Genomic DNA, 23,830 nt, shown 5'->3' with positions numbered 1-23,830 from the left:
TGTCATATATCAACATTATTATAACGAGTACAGGATGGGTTGGATACTGCAATCCAGGATTTCCGGGAAGCCTTTAATCAACCTCCCGTTCAACTGGCCCAACAAGACAGACACTAACACCCCACATATTTTCGTATGAACCCGATCTGATCTTAAGTCGAAACGGGTATCTCGTTATAATTTCAAGAGCATTTCGTACTGGCCCACATGATATGCAAAACCTGATTTGACCAGGAGGAAATCTTGCATCGGTTTCAGATGAGACTCCACATTGAGGACACTGATTCTAGGCGATTCTGTGCGTTGGACCATCTCTGTCAGGATGCTGCTTGCAATACCTTTGCCCCGGTAATTTTGGTTCACTGCAAGCTGTGGAACATCACCTGTTTTTTGATCTATAATGCCATAACCAACAATGCTGTGATCCTGACGTGCTACCACATAGATAAAAGCCTCCGGTACAGCGTAGATGGAATCAATTGAATTTTGCCAGGAGGGCTCCACATCCCAAAATTCCTTAAACTGCTCTACATCGATTCTCTCCACACATTCCACCGTGCAGGTTGATTGCGGTATGAATTGATCTTTTTGCAACTGGAAACATGAAAATTCCCTTTGAATTTTAAAGTTTTGTTTACTGTACAGCTGAACTGCAGATTCGTTGGATTGGATGACTTCCAGCAAATATTGCTCTACATTTTTTTCTTTTAACAGCTTTTGAATATTCAAGAGCAGATCGCTTGTAATGCCTTGCCGCCTGCAATCTTTTACAACGCCTGTACCAAGGTCATATGCAGTTTTCTTTCCATTCCAGCTTCGAAGTCCATTGATAACAAATCCGACCATTCTCTCATCTTTAAAGGCTCCCATAGATATTTCGGGGTGATAGCCCCTTCGTTGGAGCATTTGTTGAAACTTCCAAAAAGGCAAATCCATTTTAACCTGGTAGTCGGAGAACGCATCCACAAACGCCTCGTGAAGTGTCTCCATGCTTATTGTGTCCAACAATTTATAACTGTACATTAGGGCACTCTCTCCTTTAAAAAGATGAAAACAATAATATATTAGGGCTCATGATCCCTATCCTTATTTAAATATTCTACTAAATAGTGTTAACACTATAAAGTAATATCCGTACGATAAAATCTGCTTTCTTCAGAGTTTTCAGACACGTCCTAATAACTAAAATAGACCGCTCCCTGGTTAAGGAATACGGTCTATCGAGTCATTATTCTATGGGGATACCGATTTTGTTAAACCAATTTTGGTGATCACCGTATCGTACGGGTCCAATTCCACGGTCTGTTTTCCATGCTCTGTATTGATCGTCGTGGACTGAACCTGATCGCTATTATTGATCACAACCAATATGTTGCTTTCAGGATAGTAAGCGCACTCGGTATACAAGTTATCCGTGATGTACTTTGTTTCATGGAATTCATTGCCCGCAAATCGAATCAAATTCAGAAGTAGTCTTGTATTTTCCCAGCTGAATTCGAAGGAAGGCAGGTAGATCCCTTTTCCTTTTCCAAAAGCATGTGTGGACAGTGTGATCTGACCATCCGTTTCATTCACTACAGCTGCTGATCCATCAGTAAGATAAATGTTATCTTTCGGAAGTATGCTGGCCCCCTCAGGCACCAAACCATACTCATCATTAACTTCATACGACCATTTTCCATGAACAACCCTTGCACCTGTATCCTCATCTACCCCAAGCACATGAGCCATTCTAAAATAGCTGTCGTACCCGTCCATTGCCGAAGGCTGGTTAATGCCAATAAAGGTACCACCCTCATACACCCATTGTGTCAATAAGTCCACAGACTTGTGGTCACTCCATTGCGCTCCACCGCTCCATGCTGAACCTGCAGAGCCGGCATTGATGACGACATCTATATCCTTCAATGCGCCCTGACGAATATCATCAAAATCAATAAACTGCACGTCAACAGGCAACCCGGCTAATGCCTCATTCACATGAATCAGATCATGCATATGCGTTTCATGAAAATGACCAGACAAGGTCCACGATCTTAACTTGCCCCAGCTATGCAGCACGGCTACCTTTGTCTTGATCTGATAAGGCTTTCCAGCCTGATGTAGCTCTTTCATTTCTCTGAATTCATGGGCAATTTTCTCGATATAATCCACAAAGTCCGGGTAAGGCTCAACCAGATGCAAATATCCACCCAGTCCAATCCGGTCAATCGACTCACGCAGCAGCGCACGCCGGATATTAATCCAGTATTTCTTCGCATCCAGGGTAGGATCTCCTCCCTCTTTGAAGGTAGGAAGCCCGCCTAAGCCAACTGGGAACAAGTAGGGATGCAAGCGAATCTCATGGGTATCAGCCTTAACGCCGGAGCACATTCTTGCCTCGTAACCGGAGAACACACATTTGATCATGCCGTCGAATCCAAATTCCTCAAAGCGATCATTATACGGCTCCATGCCCACCCAGCTGTCATCATAAAAGACATACGCCAGCTTGTCATGTTTGTGTACAATATCAATTAACTTTTTACCGAATTCAATGACAAAATCATTGATAAATGCCATCCAGTCCAGTTTGCGCTGATCCGCAGGCATATGAGTGACCTGATATTTACCGCCATTTACAAAGTCCTCGGCGGAGAGTGAATACCCATATTTTTGAGCAAACAGATCCAGCGCTCTCGAACTTACCGTGAAATCGTATGAACCCCAATCCGAGAACAGATGGCGATTCCGCTCATCACTGCCCCAGATCCAGGCGAAGTTATAAAATAGGGACGTAAAACGTACAACGGTTGTTTCCGGGTGGCCTTGGCACCACTTTTCCATCCAATCCAGCAAATAGGTTTGGGTGTCTGTATAGATCGGGTCAATCTGCATCAGATGCTCTTTGTCCCAATTATTCGTCGTGTGATTGTACATGGAAATCTCTTCCCATATCCGATAAACCATGAAACTCACCGTGTATTTATGCCAAGGAGCAACGCCGGTAATGACAACATTGCCAGATTCCCTTTCATAATTCCACTGTCCTCTAGGAACTTCTTCCCCAGTCGTTCGGTCGTACACCTGCCAATACTTAAACGCTTCTTTCGAATCATTCACCCTGAATTGTTCAGCGAAGAAGTCCTCCATCAGATAGATGGATACATAATCTTGCACAGCAACCTTCGGATTCGTAATGAGAAAACATTGCTGCAACTTATCCAGATTACGGGATGCCCACTCATTATGATCCCGAATAATGCAAATGGTTGAATAGATGCCGTATCCGGCATTGATAATCTCATCGGACAACTTTGTACCGTCACTGTCACGGATCACATCGGCACCCCAGCGGTTGGCAAGTTCAAGCGTCAGTGCTTCATAACCGGATTCTCCCGGTAGTGTAAAGGAGCCTTTGGTTAATTTGGACATTTGGGTTCCCTCCCTATCTCAACATATCGGACAGAAAAGCGAGTGCCAGGCCCTGACCCCAGCCCTGAATCCAGTCTTTTGGAATATTGCGATAGCCATCCCGATCCTTCATTACCGCCGTACCGCCAGATACACCAAGCACGCGCCCATCTTCGCTAATGTTGTTCAGGATGCCTTCCAATGCCTTTTGCACGTATTTGGTATGCAGTGGATTGCCGTTGTTGATCATCGCTGCTGCAATACCCGCGGAAGCTGACACCTCTTCATACGATTCTTCGTCATCCAGAACCGTACGCCACAAGCCATTCTCGGTCTGTACCAGCTTGAGAGCCGCCAATTGATCACGAAGGGCACACTCTACATCCATACATTGCGGATACAAGTACCAGTCGTTCAATTGCGGTTTCACTTGAGACATCGTATAGGCTCCCCAAGCGTTCGCTCTGCCCCAATAAAATCCGGACATGTGGTCCTTGTTGATATTGTTATAACCGTGATACCACAGACTGCTGCTCGGATCTTGCAGGTATTTGATATGCCAGTAATACTGATTCAGCGCATCCTGAATCATGGCTTCGTCTTTTAATTTGCTACCTACGCGAAGCAGGAAAAATGCCGCCATAAACAAGGTATCTGCCCAAGCCTGTTCCGGAAAATCATTGGAAACCGATACCGTATGCTGAAGCACATTGTCTCCAAAACGAAGCGCATGATTCTGGAGATAATCAACCTTGCTGAGGACAATGTCCCAATATTTCTGATCCCCGGTTTCTTCATATAAAGTGATGAGCACATGGCCCATGGCACATGTATTCACCGTCCAACTTGGCAGACCCAGCTCGATATATTCGTCTGCCCATTTCACCAGCCTGTCCAGAATCTCTTGGTTGCCTGTCGTTTGATAGGCTCTGGATACACCATAATAAGCCACTCCACCGGGCCAATCCCATGTCAGATCCATATCCAGTGTTTTCTTGGTAACGTTCTCGATTACGTGTAGAATCTGATCCCTGTCATATTTCACTTGAAGCATTGTTATTCCCCTCTCCCTGTGCACACGCCCCCAAGTGCGCCCTGAGAGGTGTCCGTCCATTTTTGTAAACGCTTTACTTATTCCATTGTACGCAGTAAAATAGTCTCAATCTAAGCATATTCATAACAAAACTGCGCAATTTCAATCATTTATACATAGGAGTCCTCGAAAATGCCCAAACCGAAGAAACCTGTCATTGAATATCGTCACTATAGCCTGCCCATTGATTTCCCTGTCCTGTTACTCAGTGGAGACCGCTGGAGAATATCCGATATCAAGAGTGAGCATCTTCATTTCCATAACCACATGGAGATTGGCATCTGTTATTCAGATGGAGGCATCATGGAGATTAAGGGAGAATCTGTGCCTTTTCGAGCAGGCGACATCTCGTTCATTCCCCGATATCTTCCGCATACCACATACAGTTCACCTAATAACGCCAGCCTGTGGGCTTATATCTTTTTTTCACCGGAAGAACTCTTCCGTCATTCGCTCAAAACAGCACAAACTCACATTGAACCGAATCTATGGGCGATTCAGGGAACCAATTGCATTCTGAATAAGGAACAGCATCCCAAAATTCATATGCTCGCAACTTCAATCGTTGAAGAAATGAAGCAGCAGTCCCCCTACTATCGGGAGAGCGCGTACGGCTTGTTGATGTCTCTATATATCGAACTGCTTCGAATTCATGCGAGCAGCGAACGCTTGTCATCTCAGGATCACGAACGGGAAAGAGACCTCCAAGGTGACTTGGTCATCTCACCCGTGCTGGAGTTTATCACCAAAAACTATATGATGCCTGTGACCATAGATTACCTCGCTGATCTGTGTCATCTGAGTACAACGCATTTTCGCCGCAAGTTCCATGAAATTATGGGAACCACGCCGCTTGATTTTCTGAACAGTACCCGGATTGAAGAGGCATGCAAACGATTAAAAAGCACCGAGGCCTCCATTCTGTCCATCTCTGAGCAGGTCGGCTTCCGATCCATCTCCAGCTTTAACCGCTGCTTCGCCAAACTGATGGGCGAATCGCCTAAAGCCTGGCGCAAAGGCGCTCATACAGAAGCACAGTCTGCAAAAGCCTCAATATTGGAATTCACGGGGTGGTTATGAATTCACGTTTGTATATTGAGATAACCCTGCTCATAAAAAAGATACAAAAAATCCCGAAAGTCATGATGACTCTCGGGATTTTCCAGTTCAAATCAACAACTTCATGTTTACAGCAAATCCAGTTCCACAAGTAATCTGCGGACAAGAGTTGCCATCTCGGCACGAGTTACCGGAGCTTTTGGCTCAAGTGTCGTTGCCGATTTACCTTGAATCAGACCCAGTTTCACCGCTTGTGCGGCACTGTCTTTGGCCCAATCAGACAACGTTGATGCATCAGTATAGCTGTCAAGACTACTAGCTGTACTACTCGCAGCTGGTGCAGTATGTCCTGCCATCTCGTATGCACGGATCAGCATGACCATCACTTGCTCACGTGTCATGGCATCCTGCGGACCGAAACGATTACCACTGTAGCCCGTCATGAGGCCATAGTCAGTTGCCGTTTGCACCACATCGTTGTACCAATCTGCTGCCTTAACGTCTGCGAATGGTGAACTTACGCCTGTGTCTGGTTTCAGGCCAAAGGACCTCACCATCAGTGCAGCAAGCTCTGCCCGAGTCATACTACGCGAAGGCTCATAACGAGCAGACGACACGCCATTCACAACCAGACGTGATGCCAGATCATGAACTGCTTCGCTTGCCCAGTGGCCCTTCATGTCGCTAAACGCAGTGTCATATCGAATCGGCAAGTATACGCTGTTGGTCAGACTGCTTGCGATGGCAACCATCCGGCCTTCCCGCACTTCGAAGCGAGTAGGCACATGCCGCAAGCTGCCGTCAGACTCAAGAACGACCACGGTCGATACGGAGCGCTCGTCCTCTCCGACCGGCAGGTACAGTTCTTTGGTTGTCATTTTCAAAAGTTTATCAATCTCGATTGACTTGGTACCGTCACTTGCCGTCATGTTGAAGGCAACCGGGGTTCCTCTTGGAATCGTACGTCCCTCACTGGCAAGCTTCGCAGCAAGCCGTTCGTATGCCTGATCCGGTTTACCTACATTTAAGCTTACTTTGATATCCTCGGCCTTTTGCGTCGGGAAAGCTGCTTCAAGTGCGTTCAGATCGATGGCATTCCAATCCAAACGGTAGCTGCCCCAATCGCTTTCCAGATCCATCGAAATGTCTTTGGCAGCGAGTTGTTTAATCAGATCCGCATCCAGTTCGAAGCGTAGTTGCTCCAGTTGGCCTGCAACGTGCAAACGAATTCGCTGACCTTGCTTGACTGCATCCAGCAGCGCTTCTCGCACAGGATGAGCAACCACGGTTGGGCCACTTACGCCTGGCGTAACATCGACCAGCAACAATCCATCCTTCTGCACTGCATCCAGTTCCAGAGGTACCTTCATGTCTTTACCTCCAACGGCACTATCCATGGCTACGCCACCCACCGTCAACGGACCAACAGGCACATTCGATGCCGGTGGTTTGCTGACGCCCGAGCTTGGCTCGCTTGGTTCCACGCTTGAAGAGATCCGCTCATTCACCTTCACCGCAGCAGAGGATGCTGTCGTGAGTTTTGGCTCACTCGTTGTTCGTTTGGCGATAACAACCCACTCGCCTGGTTTTGCTTTGATGACTTTATCGGAAGGCAGCGTGTTCCATCCACTGATATCCTGTTCAAATGTTGGCAGCATCACTTGCAATTGTTCCGTGAAAATCCGGTATGCCAGTTCACTGCCAACCATGTTGCCTTTGTGTCCGGCAGCACTGATCGAGACACGTGTCTCTCCCTTTTTGCCCGTCCCGATTGTGGATGCTTTAATCGTATCCATGTAATCCGGTGGTGCAGCTCCCGTCTTCGGTGCAACAACGGATACAATATCCGTTGTGCTGAGTTCCGTACCTTGCCATGTATAATCGGCCTGGATTAGAGCAACTCCAACACGTTTTCCGTCGAGAAGGCCATCATCTTGAACGGCTGCGTTCGCTTCACCCATAACCACACTGTAGGTGATGCTGTCGTTGTCTGCGAGTTCACGAGTTCCATCCGTATACTCCACATAAGTCTGAACCGCAGCTTGTTCTCCACCAGCAACAAGTTCTTCCGGCATAACCAGTTTCAGTCTGCGCGGCAGCTTGAAGTCGCCGTTCAGCACCTCAACAACGGCAGAGTTCACATTGCCTGCCGCGTCCTCGGTTTTAATTCGGAGACGGGTCTTCATGCGGTTTGCATCAATCGGCACCTCATGTTTAAAGACTCCGTTCTCGTCCGGTTTGAACTGTGCCAATTCTTGATCACTATCGGCATCCGTTACCGTCACTTGGGCGTCGGTCATCGTTGTACCCTGTACGAGCGCAACGCCTCCCTGTGCCCGTTCGCCTTGTGAAGGTGAATCCAGATAGATCATCGGAGCCGTCGTATCCATCGTCACGTACAGCATTGTGACTGACGTATCCCCTGTGCTGGTATTACGAGCTTTGAGCTGGACTGCGTATACACCATCTACCTCAAAGTTGAACTTCAGCTTGTCTGTTGTTGCAAGGTTAGTGGTGCCGAGCGAACCATCGTCCGTCGAAGCCTCTACAACCACGTTTGGCTGATTCGAAGCCACGTTCACGGTCACCTGATTCGAACTTGTAACAACCTCGTATTTGTTGTTGACCACTTGTTTGTTATCGAGTGAAAGCACTGGCCCTGTAGGGGCAGGAAGCAGCTTCGACCCGCTATACGTTGTTGTGGATAAACGAAGATTTGCTTGCTCATCGGAAGCCGGTTGACGTGCGACCGTAACGCCGATGCGATACGATTTGCCCGGCTCCAGTCCGGAATGGCGTACCTCTTTATCCTCCATGGCAATGGTGCCGTCTGCATTGCGCTGCACTTTGCCGTCAGCACCCAGCTTAGGTGTTCCTAGTGCATTCCATCCACCTACAGTCACATGATACTTGCCATCCTTGAGCGTAGCTTTCAAGTCGGATTCACTGTATCCTTCTTCGCCGAACGGATCATACAGATGTCCTTGCTCATCCGATGCGGTCAGGATATAAGTGAATTCTTCTGCTTCTTCTTCAGCTGTTTTGGTGATCGCCGGGAAGGCCACCTCGAACTGCCCGTTACCTATGCTTCTCGTTTCCACTTCTGGCACGGCGTTCGGAGCAAACGGATCTACGAGCGTATAACCTTCCTGTGAAGATAAGACAGAGAATGCCATATCCGTTTTCAGTTCCGTACGCAGATAATATGTGCCTTGTTGCAGCAAACCACGAAGATCTGCTCCGCCGAGGTACGCAATCTGTTTCACGTCAAAGGTCATCTCGCCGGATGCACGACCGTCCGCACCAATATCGGCACTTTCGATCTCAATGCCTTTGGCAATCATGATCCCTGGATCAATGGATTCGTCCGGTGTAGGTGTGGCCTGCAAACGGTCCGAAGACAGATACAGATCAACCGTATCTCCAGGCGAAGCGTTATCCACGGTCCAGGTTGCTGTGAATTGGTCCGCATCCTGTGTATCTATCGCAAGTTCCGTCGAAGACAGTTCCGGAAGTACCGGAATGTTCATCAGCTTGGACTTGACCGATTGACTGGACGTCAGCGTCCAACTTCCCGTTTTTGCGTCTTCCTGTGGAATCGCGACATAGATCCGACGAATATCGGTGCCCTGAAGCTCTTCTTTTTGGGTCACTGTTGTACCGTCGCTCTTCAGATCACCCTCTTTAGGTGCTTTGATAATCTGTTCAAACGCCGTTGCGTTACGATCCGTTGCTTCTCCGTACACGATATCATACGTGCTTCCGTCGTCACGTTTCAGCGTCAGAGTAGGTCTGGTTGTTGTGAAATACTCCAATTCAAGGAGCGCATCCCCTGTCACTCCACTCATCGGGATCACATGTGTTTTCCCTCCATTGGACGTGCGAATGCCGCCAATGCCGAGATTTTGCGAACTATCCTCGATCATATCGATACCGTCCCCAACGGCGGTATATCTAATCTCGTAACGCTCAGGCTCCTCATTTTCCCATGATGTCGCAAGCGTCTCTATACCTGTTCCGATCTGTAACAGGCGCGGTCCCTGCTCCGGATCATTAATTGCCAGATGTGCGAGCGCCTCATCGTCCAATGCCGATCCATCCGTCAAGAATGAGATGCCGCCGCCCCAGTAATATTTGATGCCCAGGGTGAGGAATAACAAGGAGATTCCTGCCCACAGTTCATCGTTATTAACGCCTGCACGGGTTCCAAATCCCAAACCACCGACAACCGGCACTGAACTTGGAATTTGTATTTTGGAGCTGACCATGCCTTCAAAATCGACTCGGCCCTTCTCCAGATTCTCGCCGATAAACAGGCTGGCACTGCCCACAATGATATCCCAACCACCAACATCAATCTGTGCCCGCGCACGGATAAACATTGGACTGGCCCATTGGGTTTGAACCAGTGCTTCGGTCAGCATCGGAATGACTTTGCTGCCTTCACCGAAGCCGAGTTTGCCCACCACTTTGAATCCGGTAGCTTTGAGTGTCAGGTCTACACTTCCTGAGAAAACAGCTGGCTTCTGTCCCAGCTCCATATCGATGCCTGCCTCCAGCGTCAGTGGCAAGCGCTCGGTACCACCCGCAATCGTCATCGCAAGTTCACGGATTGCGCCGCGAATACTTGAGATTTTGGTAGCTGGATTGATCATGATGCCCGGATCAGGAAGGTCCGATCCAAAAGCAATGACGTCTGGAATAATCCGTCCGTCGGGAACGCGTTTAAAGGCAAGTTCCGCACTAATGGAGAACAAGTTTTCCAGTTTTGCCTCAAAGTTAACGCCGTACGAATTCATGACGCCGTACTTGTTCGGGTCTTTATAGTGCGTAACATTGATACCACCTTTTACGCTATCCTCAGAGTCTGGTTTGAACAAACCAATTCTATTATCCAGTTCAAACGCCAGTGAGGAATCAATACCTACAAAGCCCGATTGGTTGAACATAACGTTGCTTACTTCCCCGTTTACAATAAACATCTTCATTGCACCACCGAAGGACACCCCATCCTGCCGCAGCACAAAGTCATTGAGTTTCAACCCAAAGCCATTCAGCGAGAAGGTAGGTGTTGAAAACAATGTGTGTTTATTAAAGTACACATAGGAGACAAGCAGATTGCGATATGGATTGAGCGCATCGCCCAGCATACCGTTAGCCCAAGTCAGGGTTCCGTTCAGGGTAGGGTCTTCCGGATTGCGTCCTTCCTCCCATGCCTGCTCTTCATCCGTCAGCTTTGATTCCGTTCCGAGTGACTTATCGAATCCGTTGTAGAAATCAACGGTCCATTCGCCGGAATGGAATACGAACCCGCTGTTCGCCACACTTAGGGTACCGTCGCCACCCACAAAGAGGGTTTGCAAGAACGGCGTGTCCGTATTGGCTCTCAAATCTTTGGCGAGCGGGAAGTTCCCTGTTGAAATGGTGAGGTCTTTCCCGCTGTAAGCTACACTCTTGTTGAGAATCGCAGGTTCTGTATCCGATTGAACCGTGTACTGGGCGTTTGCCCCCGTACCGGACTGCACGATCTTACCGCGCACTTCCAGAACAACCTCCTGCTCGGTATCATCATCAAGTCCTTTTTTGAACGTTTCGAATGCCGCTTCATTTTCGAACGTCTGGACCGCATATACCGGCGAAGCCGATGCATCGATGGCTCCAGCTACATCCAGAGCAGGGTCCAGTTTGCGTGATGCTGCTACCATTTCCTGCTTGGCAGCAGTTAGTCTCGCCCGATCCTGATCCAACTTCGTTTTAAACTGCGCGTCCGTCAGGTTACCGTACGTCCATGGCAGCACGCTGGCAAACGTCGCTTTCTCACTAGCACCTGCATTTAGGTCCAGTTTGGTTTTATATACAGCGAGAATGCCGGCTTTGCGAACCCGGTTCTCTTCGTTCTCAGTTATGGCAAAGGTCTGGTCTGTCTTGAAGCTCAGCGCTTCAGCCATCTCGGGAATTGACTTGTCCCGATAGTCCACTTGCACGGCATATTCACCAAGTGGCAAGATCGCGTCGTTCAGCACTTCGAGCGTTGTGCCATCCGCATTCACCTTTTCCCCGCCACGATATACCAGCTTCAAATCTCCCGCGAACCCGTTTCCAAGCGGCTGGGATGTTACAGATCGGGTCACCGGCACTTTGTAACGATCCCCGTTCTTCACGTTCACCAGATACATGTCAAAGTTGGCAGCGGTTGACGTTGCTTCATTGCCAACATTGTAGGCAGCGATATTGGACACGTTCAGCGTGATGTACTTCTCGTCCTTGCTGTACGCTTCCTCCGGTGACATGGCGTAGACCAACGTCTCTCTTAATTCACCGACTGGTGGCAGGAAAATAAAACCTGCTCTTGACGATTCATAGATTGCACGAATTTCCGATTCCGGAAGTCCCTCACTCTCTTGAGCAGCTGTCTCCAGCTTTTTCTCTGTCTCCGGGCTGCTCACCGTCACCATATACTGGCGCGTTGAAGGCCAGGCTTTGCCTGTACCCTTCACTCGCCATTTGGCTGCGACGACCTCGCCCGGTTTATACGGAATGAATTCAATGCCCTGTGCAGCTTGTTCCGGCGGAACATCCTTGCGGAAGGTAAGCTTCTGGCTTGTTGCATTGAGTTCCTTCCCATTCTCATCCACAAAGCTCAGACCTTTCTCCAGTGTCAGAGTCACATCAATCTGGCTATGGTTTGTGTTGAACATCTCCAGGTTCTCGATCTCCGTGTTCACTTCGAACACGCCGTCATTCACGTAACCCGTCTCTTCCTCATTGGTCTCCAGCTTCTGCGTTGGATCCAGGAAACGAACATCGAATACCTTCTCCGGGGATACAATCTCGCCCAAACCGTACACCAGTTCATACGAGTGTTGGGCGCCAGCCTGAACCGTATCAGGCTCCCAATAGAAAGCCACGGCCGTATCGGCTGTACCGTAATCATTTGTATCCTGCGTAAAATCAAGATTCTCGTCCGGTTCATATTCCCATTTCGTTCCGGCAAGATTGGCCCAATGGCCTACCACCATTTCATCAACGATGTTAATACCGCCCTCGAACAAGTTGTTAAATCCATAAGCAATGACATTTGTCGCCAGCGGATTGCTTAGATCAAGCTTGTCCCGCATCACCCAGTAAGGTGGCAGTTTATGCAGATTGTATGCCTGCTCGTCCACGTTTTTGTCGTAACCGAGTTTCTCTGGCTCGTGAACCAGTTTGCGCTCCACCGTAAGTGGAACGGAATAATTCTGCCCGATCTGGAAGGCCGGGCCGTCATTGCCACCGACCGACGTGTCCAGTAATACACGTGACCCGATCTCTACCTTGGCATTTGTCGTATTCTCCACCACATATTGAACACGGGCATTTCCGCCCTGATCCTTGTCTTCCTTCAACAGCAAAGTGATGACTTGGCTAATGCGAATACCTTGAACGGTCCATACGGTCAAGAGACTTTGAGTACCGTCATTACCCGTTACGACCTTCGGAGGTGTAACCTCCGAGGTCCAGTTCGGTGCCATTTTGTACGGATTACCAAAGATCAGATCCGTTCCGTTAATGCGGAACGTCGTGAACGACGTCTCCGGGTTATCTCCACCAAAGATCATATCCACACCGTTATCCTTTTTGCGGATTGGCTGGCCATCTTCTGTACGAATACTAAAGCGCCCACTTGCATTGTCCACTGTTACCTTGATAAACCCGTTCTTAATGGATGTCGTTCCCGCTGAGGAAACGGCCGCTACCGCGATGTGAAGCGGCAAGACGCTGATCAGCATGACCATGGCCATCAACGTTGCGATTATCCGAATGATTTTGTTCCGTCGCATGGGTGAACCCCTTCCGTTTCTCTAATTGGCCCGATTAACAAGCAGCGTGGAGTATACGCGTTCGCGCTCCTGATTTTGCACAATGATGGTGTACCATCCTGCTTTGGGCAGTGTAACCTTGAAGTCTTTGCTGATCAGTTCTTTATAGGTCACTCGGGTGGCGATGTATTTCATCTGTCCTTCGCGCACCAGACCCGGGAAATAATAAATGTCGTACGTGCCGAGTTCGTTCTCCAGCTTGGTTCCGCCAGCGGTCTCGATCGTACGGAAGTTGTTCACATTGAACGTGACTGTACCTGTATTCACGATTGCTGTTTCGGATTCGGTATCCGACAACGGAATGCCATTGGCCGTAACAAACATGCCATCTGTCGAACGAACAAACACCGTTTGGAGCGCGTAGCCTGCATTGCCGAGCTGGTCCTTCGCGGTGTAACGAATGGTGTGTTTACCCGTCACCGTCAGGTTCAGAGGTTTCTCCACGTATTGTCCGCCTTCCAGAACATATTCCGCAGCCGTCACCTGAATCTGCTCCGCAGATGTGAGATTGTCACTCACTGTGTATCCACCCAGATCGGTGACCAGATCGAAGCCTGATTTGTTTTGCAGAACCGTTGTGGAAGCTTTGTTCAGACGGATCGTTGGTGCCGTGTTATCCAGACCCGCAATCGTAAAGTTGACCTGTTTCTTGTTACCAAGTACGTCTGAAAGTAAAATCGAATGCTCGCCATTGCTGGCGTAGTCGGCGCTAAAGTTTGCTACCGGGGTTGCCCCCGCATAGATCGTATTGCCTTCCACTACAGATGATGGCATCACAAGACCTACACGCACTTTGCCTTTGGAGTAGGCTTGATCGCCGATCTGCACCAGCTTGCTGTCATCGATGGTCTGTCCGTCATTGTCTACTCGAACCATCGTAATCTCTTCTACAGCCGGGATCGATCCAACGAGTGTTGTAATCGCATCGGACTCCAGCTTTGCATTGTTCCCTGCGGCATCTGCCATTGAGAAGCGTGCTTTACTGCCCGAAGTCATGACCAATGAAGATTGGTTCGTCCCCGAGCTATTGGACACCACCTGGTAATCCTGAACTTGTCCCTGTTTCGGCAGCACTTGCGCCACAATCAGATTAGACACGATCACATTACTTGTTGTCGGTGCTGCGAAATGAGTAAATTCTCCGTTTGCGTTGTATCCATCACCCGCGCTATCCACGACAGCAGTACCACTACCGTAACGAATCAACGCTTTGAGATCGGGATGATTGTAGTGCATGACAATATCTGCTTCCGGCGGCGTGGTATCAATGTTGCTCACCGTTGCTGTCACACTGCCTGTAAAGCCAACCGCATCTTCGTACTCAAACGTGAATTCTCCGTTCTCGCGGAACGTTTTGGACGACGTTGGCAGATTCGTGATGCGGATCGGTTCACTCGATTGCAGACTTACTTTAACTGTGCTATTCGTTGCCGCAATCGTGGAATACTTCGCATTCACCATTGGCGGAGTATCATCGAAGTTGGAGACCACGATGAACACGGTTGCTGTATTGTTGCCATCCTTCACGGTGAAGGAGTAGCTTCCGTTGCGGTATATTTTGAACCGTTTATTCGCCTCCAGCGTTTCCGGCATTTCCGGGTTGCTGTTTGTTGGCTTCACGGTTTTGCCATCAACGAGGTCGAACAGGATCTCTTGTCCTTCGTTCTGCCCACCATCCTGCAACTTCTCGCCTCCGCGAACCGGCATGATCTGCTCCAATGAAGCAAGCCCATATGCAGGGGCATCCTGAAGCTCGATCTCAGGTGTTACGATATCGCTGATGTTGTCGTAGTAACCTTTGAATTTAACACGAACCTGTGACTTGAGTTGTCCCGAATCGTTCGTATCAACAGGAACGCCGACATAGTTCGTATACGGCAGCCAAGTGCTCCAATTGTCTCCGCCGTTGGTGGAAACGGAATAGAAGTACCCTTCCTGTGCTGGCACATCAACCGTCAGTTCCATAATGGCGGTGTACCCGTCATCTCCTGGACCTTCTGTCCGAATCAAACGCGCGCTACCAACAGGTGGTTCACTGCTCAGATAAAACACGGAGAACAGACCACTTGTGTGGTAAAGCTTACTGTTACCCAGGCTATCGCTGGCCTGGACGTACAGACGGTAATTACCGTTGTCCTTTTTGTTGTCTACCTGCAATGTGATCAAACGATCCGCAGGGGACACGCTCCAGCCCTTGCCTTCCGGATCTGGTTCCTTCTCGTCTTGCCCGTCAACCACTTTGATCCATTGGTAACGAATGTTCTTGGCTGCTACACCGTTAAAGTCCACCAACGTGTCAGACACATCAATCTGTACCGTCTGCTCTGGCATCGGATACAAGTATCCCTGCGAACCAAATTTCGTAACAGGTGGCAGATGGTCGAATTTGTACTCCTGATAATAGTAGTAAAAACGTCCGGTATCCTGCTGCTTGATGCGCACATGGGCGTACCAGGTCCCGTTCAACGTTTTGTCGGCAGGGAAGCTGTAGCGCTCGGCGGGTACTTCCCCAAGCTTTGTTTCCTTCGGTGCATTCTCAAAAGCAACCCATTTGCTGTTGCCCACAGGACGTTCAGAGCTTTCACTGTATTGATATTCAATCGTATCGACCGGAACACCGGCTACGGTGAAGTCGGGTCCGTCATTAATCGCATAGGTACCCGGATAGGCTTTGAACTTGGTTGAGATAACAAGCACATCGACCGCTTTGGGATCGGCGGTGGCTGAATGGCCCGCCACATCCTCGGCTTTGGCATGCAGCTCGTATTGTCCGCCTTTGGAGATCGCCGGATCATTCAATGTTGATATCTCAGCTTCACCTTGTGCGTTCAGCTCGGCATCCTGCCACCCGGAAGCGACAGGGCTCTTGCCCGTTGCCACGAACTGGTATTGCACCTTGTTATTTTTAATAGAAGAAGTCGGATCAGCGGCCTTAACCGTAATCTTCACATTGTCGGAGTTATTGTCCACGATGTTTGCAACTTCGACGGTTGGATCGTCATTATCAATTTTCAACAGGCCGACATGGTACGACCAATTGGAATCATCCTGTTCGAAATCGGCCAAAGGCCACTGCGTCGTATTGCCATAATCGGACAGATTCGGCAGAATGCTTGAGCGATAATAATCCTCCAGCTCAGCAGGTGTCGCATCCGGATGTTGGACAAGGTAAGCCGCACGTTCACTGCTACCTTTGTCGTATTGCATCCGCTGACGTGCCGAGTCCCAACTCATATCCGCAGTCCATGTATGCAAGTACCAGTTCCCGTTCAAATCTTTGCCGTCATCAGGTAGTTCTACTGTCACGCCATTCTGTCCGGTAGACAATACAACATCCTGGAAACCAGATGTATACAGTTCATCGGAAGGCTGCTTCTGTGTCAGGGAATACCGTTTCACAGCGGCAAAGTTGTCGTTTTGCCCAGCGAAGGGATCATTCGGACTCTGGTTCAGCACATAATACACGAGCCCTGAACCACTGCCTGGACGAAACAATCCTTTGCTCGTCTGGCCGTTTAAGTCGGGATCGAACGCATTAATCGTGAATGATCCATTTCCCACGTATTGCCCTTCGGGAATGACTTCTCCGTCCTGATTCTCATAAACAAAATTCACTTCAGGTGCCGTGTTGTCCACAGACAATCCAGCCCAATCAATCTTTTTGACTGGCTCAGTAAGCACGTTACCAGCGTAGTCCGTCAGAGCCTTCCCGTCGCCAGGATTACTGGCATGCTCCAAGGCTGCCGTCTCCAGCAATGACGTTTCGATGCTCTTGCCGTCTGGCACCATCATACGGAACGTCCATGTATTTGTGTTCTGCCCGCCAACATATGCGGCGGTCAAGCCGTTGGTAAACTTGAGTCGTGTATCCTCGGTCGGAGTAAACGCGCTGATCACCTGTTCGTTAAGGTACACGGTAAAATCAACAACGTCGCCCTTGTTCAGCACAAGTCCCGTAAGTACTTCAGGCTGTACGCCGTTGCGAGATGCTGAGTACTGCGGTACTCGCGCGTCGATTATGGTACGGAACGTACCACTCGGGTTCGCGTTATCGGCAAAAGGAACTGTTCCAATGCCGTTAAAAGCTGCAACGGGATTACCCGCGCCATCAATAAAGCCCGCTGCATTCATCCGTTCCAGCAATGTTGGACGGTCCTCCTCGGAGGGCGCGATCAGGCGCTTCGGATCAATAGGAATGTTGCCTGTGCTATCATTTAACGCAGCCTGATACCGGAGGTTAAAAGTGGAGCGTGCATGAATGTTCCGATCTAGTCCACCCTGCGAAAAGTCACTGTATCCGCTATCTGCGCTTGTTAGATAATAAACGGAAGGATCGAAGCCGTCTCCACCCGGATTACTGAACAGTTCGGTACGCATGAAGCTGAATTTGCTATCAATCCGGTCAGAGGCATTCTCTGCAGAATCTGGAAACACCGGTTCGCTGAAGTTCAGCGCCAGGTTGAGGTTACTTCCTTGCTTCAGGAATAATTCATTCTTTTGTACCGCAGGATCGGCATTGAATCGAACTGCCCCGGTATGGGTCAGTGTATTGCCGTTGTATGTAGGGGGTGTGATATCCGCGAAATAGAGTTCAATGTCGTCGATGTTCTCTATCGTAAACCCCGTAATCGAAATTTGAATGGTATCATTAGCGCCAAATGAAATCCATGACGAATTTGCGGAGGCCCCTGATTGCATTGCACCTTGCCTATATTTGGAACCTCCATTAACGGAAACATCCAAACTAGCTGCCATCGTCCAGGGTCCTGTAAGACGTTTGATTTTCAACAGCATTCTGGCCTGGCCGCTTTCAGCCAATCGCTTTAGAACAGGATTGGACTGAACGTTAATCGTTCCGACGAATTGGGTATCCATTGCAAAACCCTTTTCAAAAGTCATGTAACTCGGTCCCAATGATTTCACATTCTTCAAATCAGTGGATACGCCCTGTGCCTTGCCAGCAAATATTCCAAAGCTGTTCGCTTCGTCCTTCTTCACGTTGTTGTTCCAGGAAGACATGTCTTCCCGATTGATGATTTTGCCGCCGCCATTCGGAATAAGAATATCCGTGTACTCCGCAGCTGCGGAAACGGTCGGCAGGTGTGGCCAGCTCACAGACGTCAACGTCAGCAAGGCAGCAAGCAGGCAGATTGATAACTTTTTGAACATGCGAGATTCCCCTTTTTCCCCGTTATGTATTCGACTTCTTCATCAGCTTGCGAATATCTTCGATCGTTACACAGATATGAATGCCAGTCATTGTCCGAAACGAACCGGAGATTAATCCGATCACGCGACCCTCTTCATTTAACAAAGGACCACCCGACATGCCCGCAGACACCTGCGCGGAAGTCAGCAAGCGAATGACATCGTTCACCTCGGCGGTTGGTGCATTCACGATGCCCTCCGTAATGATCTTGCCATCCTTTAGCGGGTATCCGATTGCAAACGATCGTTGCCCATATCTTGCAGACTGCTTGTCCGCTGAGAGGGTAAGGACCGGACGTTTTTTACTATTCTGCACAGACAGCATAGCCACATCGGTATCCATGTCAGCGCTCAGAACCGTTATCTTTTCAATGGAACCATCTTCAAATACAGCTTCGAAAGAAACCCCGTCCTTCACAACATGGGCTGCTGTAAGTGCTCTACCATTACCGATGAGAAAACCGGTACCTACCGTTTTGAGCGTTCCGTCCTTGCGATACGCTTTCAAGTAAAAGACAGCTTGCGCCGCGGACTGATACACTTTTTCAGCTCCCGATACGGCCACTTGTCCGGTTCCAGCGGCTTTGGCAACGGATACACCTGTATATCCATTCAGACATGCCACAGCAATCAGTACAGCCAGCAAGCCAATCATCTGACGCCGCAAACCCCATGATGTGATGCTCCTCTTCATTTCTCTCAACTCCATCAGCCCATAGTCGTGCAAAGATAGGTCTTTCGATGCTTTTTCTGCGTCCGTTCGACATATCTTGCTTCCGCATTATAATGGATCACAATAAACAAGCAATAAACAGAAAAAAATTTGTCGAAATATGATTGCGCCCCCCAGAGATATTCGCTACAATGCCGATAGAATACAAGAGATTTTGTCCGAAGCTACCAAAGGATTGAACAATCTCTAAAGGAGCAGCATTTCGTGTTATTAAAAATTTCAGGCGTTGTCCTGACTGTTTTACTCGCTATTACAGTACTGCTGCTGTCAACGATCAGAGAACCACAATCTGCTGCGCTTCATGCCCGTCAAGGTGTTCTGGACCTCTCGGCCTGGGACCCTGAACAAGACGAGCGGATCAAGCTGGACGGGGAGTGGGAATTTTACTGGGAGCGATTGCTTCCTGACGAATCTGCAACATCGAATCAGGCTGGTCCAACGAAAGCACCCGACACCTATGCAACCGTTCCCGGCTCCTGGAATCGACTTAAAGTGGATGGTGAACGACTGCCAACCCACGGCTTCGCCACGTATCGACTGGTACTGCGTAATGCACCTGTTGAGGGAACACTGGCGATCAAAAAAATGAACATCCGTTTTGCCAGCGAGATCTACATTAATGGCAACAAGCTGCTGGAAGACGGGCATGCCGTGGCAAAATCCGCAGGTTACCGACCAGGCAACTCCCCCCAGATTGGCTTTTTCCCCTATCATGGCGGTGACATTGAGATTTTGATCCGGGTGGCTAATTACGATTACACGGACTCTGGCATTCCGGGTCCACTCTTTTTCGGCGAACAAGCAGCCATGCTGAAAAAACATCAACTCAACACAGCTATCGAATTTGGCACGCTTGCTGTACTGGGTACCATTTCGATCATATTCCTCATCAGTTACCTGGGGTCTGCACTCTACCGAAACAGAGACGACTCCCTGCTGCTGATTGGTCTAATCTGTCTGCTGTATGCACTCTATAACGGCATGATCAGCGAACGTGTGTTATCGATGGCGGGCACGGAAATCTCCTTTAGCACACTCTATAAATTAAAAGATTTCTGCTCTGTGGCATGTCTGGGTCTGTTAACCTTTTACTTCTACCGATTCAAAACAGGCATCCTGTCCGGTATGCTCACGGCGTTGATCCTGATCATCTTCGGAGCTTACTTATGTATGGTCACGCTCCTGCCTATTTCCATCTACGGGCTGGCTGCGCCTTACGTCGTCGTTATGTACACGTTGATGTTGCTCTGGTTGCTGTATCAATGTGCAAAACAGTTCCTAACCAGTGAGAAAGGCGAACGGCTGTCTACTTTTCTGTGGTACGCAGCTCTCTTAAGCATCATGTTGTACTGTCTGGACATTAATCTCTTCTCGATCTCGCTCAAGGAAAATATGAATATCGGGCAGGCTTCCATTGTCCTGTTCAGCATCCTGATGCTGTTTCTAGCGGTGCTTCGATTCTTCGAGGCCTATCGTACGGTCCGCACACTCAAAGATCAGTTGCTCTTGCTGGACAAGGTGAAGGACGACTTCCTGTCCAATACTTCGCATGAGCTCAAAACACCGCTGAACGCGATTGTTAACATCAGTGAAAGCCTGCTTAAAGGCGCAGAAGGTCCCCTTACCGATGAGCAAGCGCACAATCTGGCGATCGTGACGGGAAGTGGCAGACGATTAACCTATCTGGTCGATGAATTACTGGATTATTCGAAAATGAAACATGGCGACATCCCGCTCCACCGGTCTTCGACCGATCTGTACTCGTTTGTCGAATCGGTCATGCGTATGCACTCCTTCCTGCTTGGCGCGAAAAAGGTGGAGCTTATCAACCGCATCCCGGCGCATTTCCCGCCGATCTATGCAGACGGCAACCGACTGATTCAGATTTTGCATAATCTGATCGGCAATGCCGTTAAGTTCACGGAACGTGGCACGGTAAGCATCAAAGCTGCGGTTGTGCAAGGCAAAGCGGAAATACGCATTGTGGATACCGGTCGTGGTATCGGTACGGACAAACTGGAGCACATCTTCCTGCCGTTCGAGCAGGAAGCGGATACGGGACCAGTCGTTGCTGGAGGCACCGGTCTGGGACTAAGCATTACGCGCAAGCTGGTCGAGCTGCATGGGGGAACCATTCATGCGGAATCAGCACCCGGCATGGGTGCCACGTTCATCCTGACTTTTCCACTGGCAGATGGCAAAGGTGAGAAACGATCTAACGTCATGCCACTTACCATCGCTCCTACAGGTTCTGGTAATCGGCTACTCCGATTACCAGAACCAACGATTGTACAAGGGAATAAAGACGAATGGATCATCGTTGTGGATGACGACTCGGCTAATTTGCAGACAATAGTGAATCTCTTGAAGCTGGAAGGATACAGTTACGCGGTAACTGCACGTTCCCCTTCCGTACTGGAACTGCTCGACCAGCTTCCCGCCGTACATCTCGTCATTGCTGATATCATGATGCCCGACATGTCCGGTTACGAATTGCTGGAACGAATCAGGGAGCGCTTCTCTCCTTCCGAGTTGCCTGTACTCATGCTGACGGCGAGTAATAAAGCTAATCAATTGAAGCTGGCCTTGGAGAAAGGCGCCAATGATTTTGTATCCAAGCCGTTCGAATCGGAGGAACTGCTGGCACGGATCGGCGGTTTGACTCGGATGAAAACATCCGTGCAAGCTGCGCGAGATGCGGAAATATCTTTTTTGCGATCACAGATGAACCCACACTTTCTGTATAACGCCCTGAACGCCATTGCCGAATTGTGTGTGGATGCGCCGAATCGGGCAGAACAATTGATTTTGCAATTATCGAGTTACTTACGGCGGAGTGTGCACTTTAAACATCTCGACTCAAAAACTAGCCTGATGAACGAACTGGAGATGATCGAGGCATATGTAGCCATAGAGCAAGCCCGTTTTGGCTCAAGGTTGGAGGTCATTATCGATGTGGATGCGGACGTGAACCGGAATATGGACATTCCACCGCTCACGTTACAGCCCCTGATCGAAAACGCGATTCGGCATGGGCTGATGTCCAGCATTCGCGGTGGTCGGGTCATGTTGTCTATCCGCAATCTGAATGATACGGAAACACGGTTCACCATCGAGGACAACGGAATCGGCATAACCAAGCAACGGATGGACGAAATTCGGCAATCCACGGACGGCAGTAACGGCGTTGGACTATGGAATATTTCCAGCCGGTTGAACTTGCTGTATGGCAGACACCTTCAGATGGAAAGTCTGGACGGCGAGGGAACGCGGATTACATTTGATCTTCCAAATCAACGTCTAAGCACAGATGGGAACGGAGGTTATGAAACATGAAGATGAAAGTCATCATCGTGGACGATGAGGATTTGTCGCTGAAGCGACTGAATCGCATTTTGACAGAAAGCGGAGAAGTCAAGGTATCTCGTGCGTTTCATGACCCGGAGGAAGCCTGTGAATATGCGGCAGAGAATAGCTTCGATGCGGCATTTCTGGACATTACGATGCCTCGCATCTCGGGTATGCAACTCATTGGTGAACTGCGTAAACATCATCCTTCGCTTCCAATCGTGCTGGTGACCGGTTATGAGGAATATGCGGTGCAGGCCTTCGACAAAGAGGTCATCGATTACGTCATCAAGCCGGTCACGGCTGAGCGACTGAACCGCAGCATCAAACGGTTGCAGGAAAAGCTTCACAAGTCCGTGACAACACCTGAACCAGCGGTGCCTGGACCCAAACTGAACGTTCGTCTGTTCGGTGAATTCACCGTGTTTGGCGGTGCCGGAGCAGACAGTCCCATCAAGCTTAGAACGCCCAAAACCGAAGAGTTACTTGCATTCTTGCTGTATACCAAATCAACCACCCGCGATGCCTTGGCCGATACGTTGTGGAAGGACCTCAGTCCGCAGAAAGCCTGGACCAACATCAATTCCACACTGTACTACGTGCGACGTGCCATCGGTGATAACAGTGACGTGCCGATCATTCTCAAGGACAGAAACGGTATCCGTATCGACCGGGAAGCGATTAACTGTGATCTGTACGAGTTCGAGACTTTGTTCCGGCAGATGCGTCAGGCCTCGGCACATCGCCCCGAGCTCTTCGAGCGGATGGATACGTTGTATACGGGTGAACTTCTGAAAGGAAGGCATTATGAGTGGGCTTTTGCGTGGTCCAGACAGCTGGAACTGGATTTCATCATGACGATGGAAACTGCGGCCCACTATCACGCGAAGGCAGGCGAGCCGTTACGGGCGCTGTATTATTTTGAACGTATCCTCCAGATTGATTCGATTCGGGAAGATATTCATCGCGAGATCATCCTGTTGTATCTGTCGCTTGGACGAAGAACCGAAGCGCAGCGACAGTATCTGGTGCTGGAGGAATTGCTCAAAGAGGAGCTTGGCTCCAGTCCGGCAGCGGATATCAAACAACTGCTGCGACAGTCATGAAACAGCAAAAAAGCCCATGCCTTGGCGATAA

9 protein-coding genes are annotated in these 23,830 nt (G+C 49.3%); 3 read left to right on the top strand and 6 right to left on the bottom strand.

The features are described 5' to 3' along the window. Positions 1–174: 174 nt before the first annotated feature. The 3 genes from MKY01_RS04325 to MKY01_RS04315 all read right to left on the bottom strand — a co-directional run bounded on the left by MKY01_RS04325 (position 175) and on the right by MKY01_RS04315 (position 4,447). Positions 175–1,023, bottom strand: coding sequence for a GNAT family N-acetyltransferase (locus tag MKY01_RS04325; RefSeq protein ID WP_339285527.1), 849 nt, complete (start codon positions 1,021–1,023; stop codon positions 175–177). Between the two features lie 210 nt (positions 1,024–1,233). Further along, complete coding sequence (gnpA, locus tag MKY01_RS04320; protein ID WP_339285526.1) at positions 1,234–3,414, bottom strand: 1,3-beta-galactosyl-N-acetylhexosamine phosphorylase; 2,181 nt, start codon at positions 3,412–3,414, stop codon at positions 1,234–1,236. A 13-nt stretch (positions 3,415–3,427) separates the two neighbouring features. Further along, positions 3,428–4,447, bottom strand: a complete 1,020-nt coding sequence (locus tag MKY01_RS04315; RefSeq protein ID WP_101314774.1) for a glycoside hydrolase family 88 protein — start codon at positions 4,445–4,447, stop codon at positions 3,428–3,430. A 171-nt stretch (positions 4,448–4,618) separates the two neighbouring features. Here MKY01_RS04315 and MKY01_RS04310 point away from each other — a divergent pair, with 171 nt between their 5' ends. Then, positions 4,619–5,566, top strand: coding sequence for an AraC family transcriptional regulator (locus MKY01_RS04310; protein WP_339285523.1), 948 nt, complete (start codon positions 4,619–4,621; stop codon positions 5,564–5,566). Between the two features lie 107 nt (positions 5,567–5,673). On the opposite strand, the gene MKY01_RS04305 is transcribed toward MKY01_RS04310, so the two are convergent. From MKY01_RS04305 to MKY01_RS04295, 3 genes are read right to left on the bottom strand one after another with little or no spacing between them, the layout of a single operon-like run. Beyond that, positions 5,674–13,365, bottom strand: coding sequence for an S-layer homology domain-containing protein (locus MKY01_RS04305; RefSeq protein WP_339285521.1), 7,692 nt, complete (start codon positions 13,363–13,365; stop codon positions 5,674–5,676). A gap of 21 nt (positions 13,366–13,386) precedes the next feature. Then, positions 13,387–18,573 (bottom strand): hypothetical protein, encoded by a 5,187-nt coding sequence (locus tag MKY01_RS04300; RefSeq protein ID WP_339285520.1) that lies wholly within the window; start codon positions 18,571–18,573, stop codon positions 13,387–13,389. Between the two features lie 22 nt (positions 18,574–18,595). Then, positions 18,596–19,306: a serine protease gene (locus MKY01_RS04295; protein WP_339285518.1), complete on the bottom strand. Its 711-nt coding sequence runs from the start codon at positions 19,304–19,306 to the stop codon at positions 18,596–18,598. A gap of 243 nt (positions 19,307–19,549) precedes the next feature. Here MKY01_RS04295 and MKY01_RS04290 point away from each other — a divergent pair, with 243 nt between their 5' ends. Together MKY01_RS04290 and MKY01_RS04285 are read left to right on the top strand one after the other, a co-directional pair. Further along, positions 19,550–22,681 carry an ATP-binding protein gene (locus tag MKY01_RS04290; protein ID WP_339285516.1) on the top strand — a complete coding sequence of 1,044 codons (3,132 nt, stop codon included), beginning with the start codon at positions 19,550–19,552 and terminating at the stop codon, positions 22,679–22,681. Next, positions 22,678–23,799: a response regulator gene (locus tag MKY01_RS04285; RefSeq protein WP_053061355.1), complete on the top strand. Its 1,122-nt coding sequence runs from the start codon at positions 22,678–22,680 to the stop codon at positions 23,797–23,799. The genes MKY01_RS04290 and MKY01_RS04285 overlap by 4 nt, the downstream gene beginning before the upstream one ends. The last annotated feature ends 31 nt before the right edge of the window (positions 23,800–23,830 follow it).

The organism is Paenibacillus sp. FSL R5-0486, from assembly GCF_037975155.1.
Classification (GTDB): domain Bacteria; phylum Bacillota; class Bacilli; order Paenibacillales; family Paenibacillaceae; genus Paenibacillus; species Paenibacillus amylolyticus.
The sequence above is the reverse complement of the archived record's forward strand: the minus strand, read 5'-3'. Positions and strand labels throughout refer to the sequence as shown.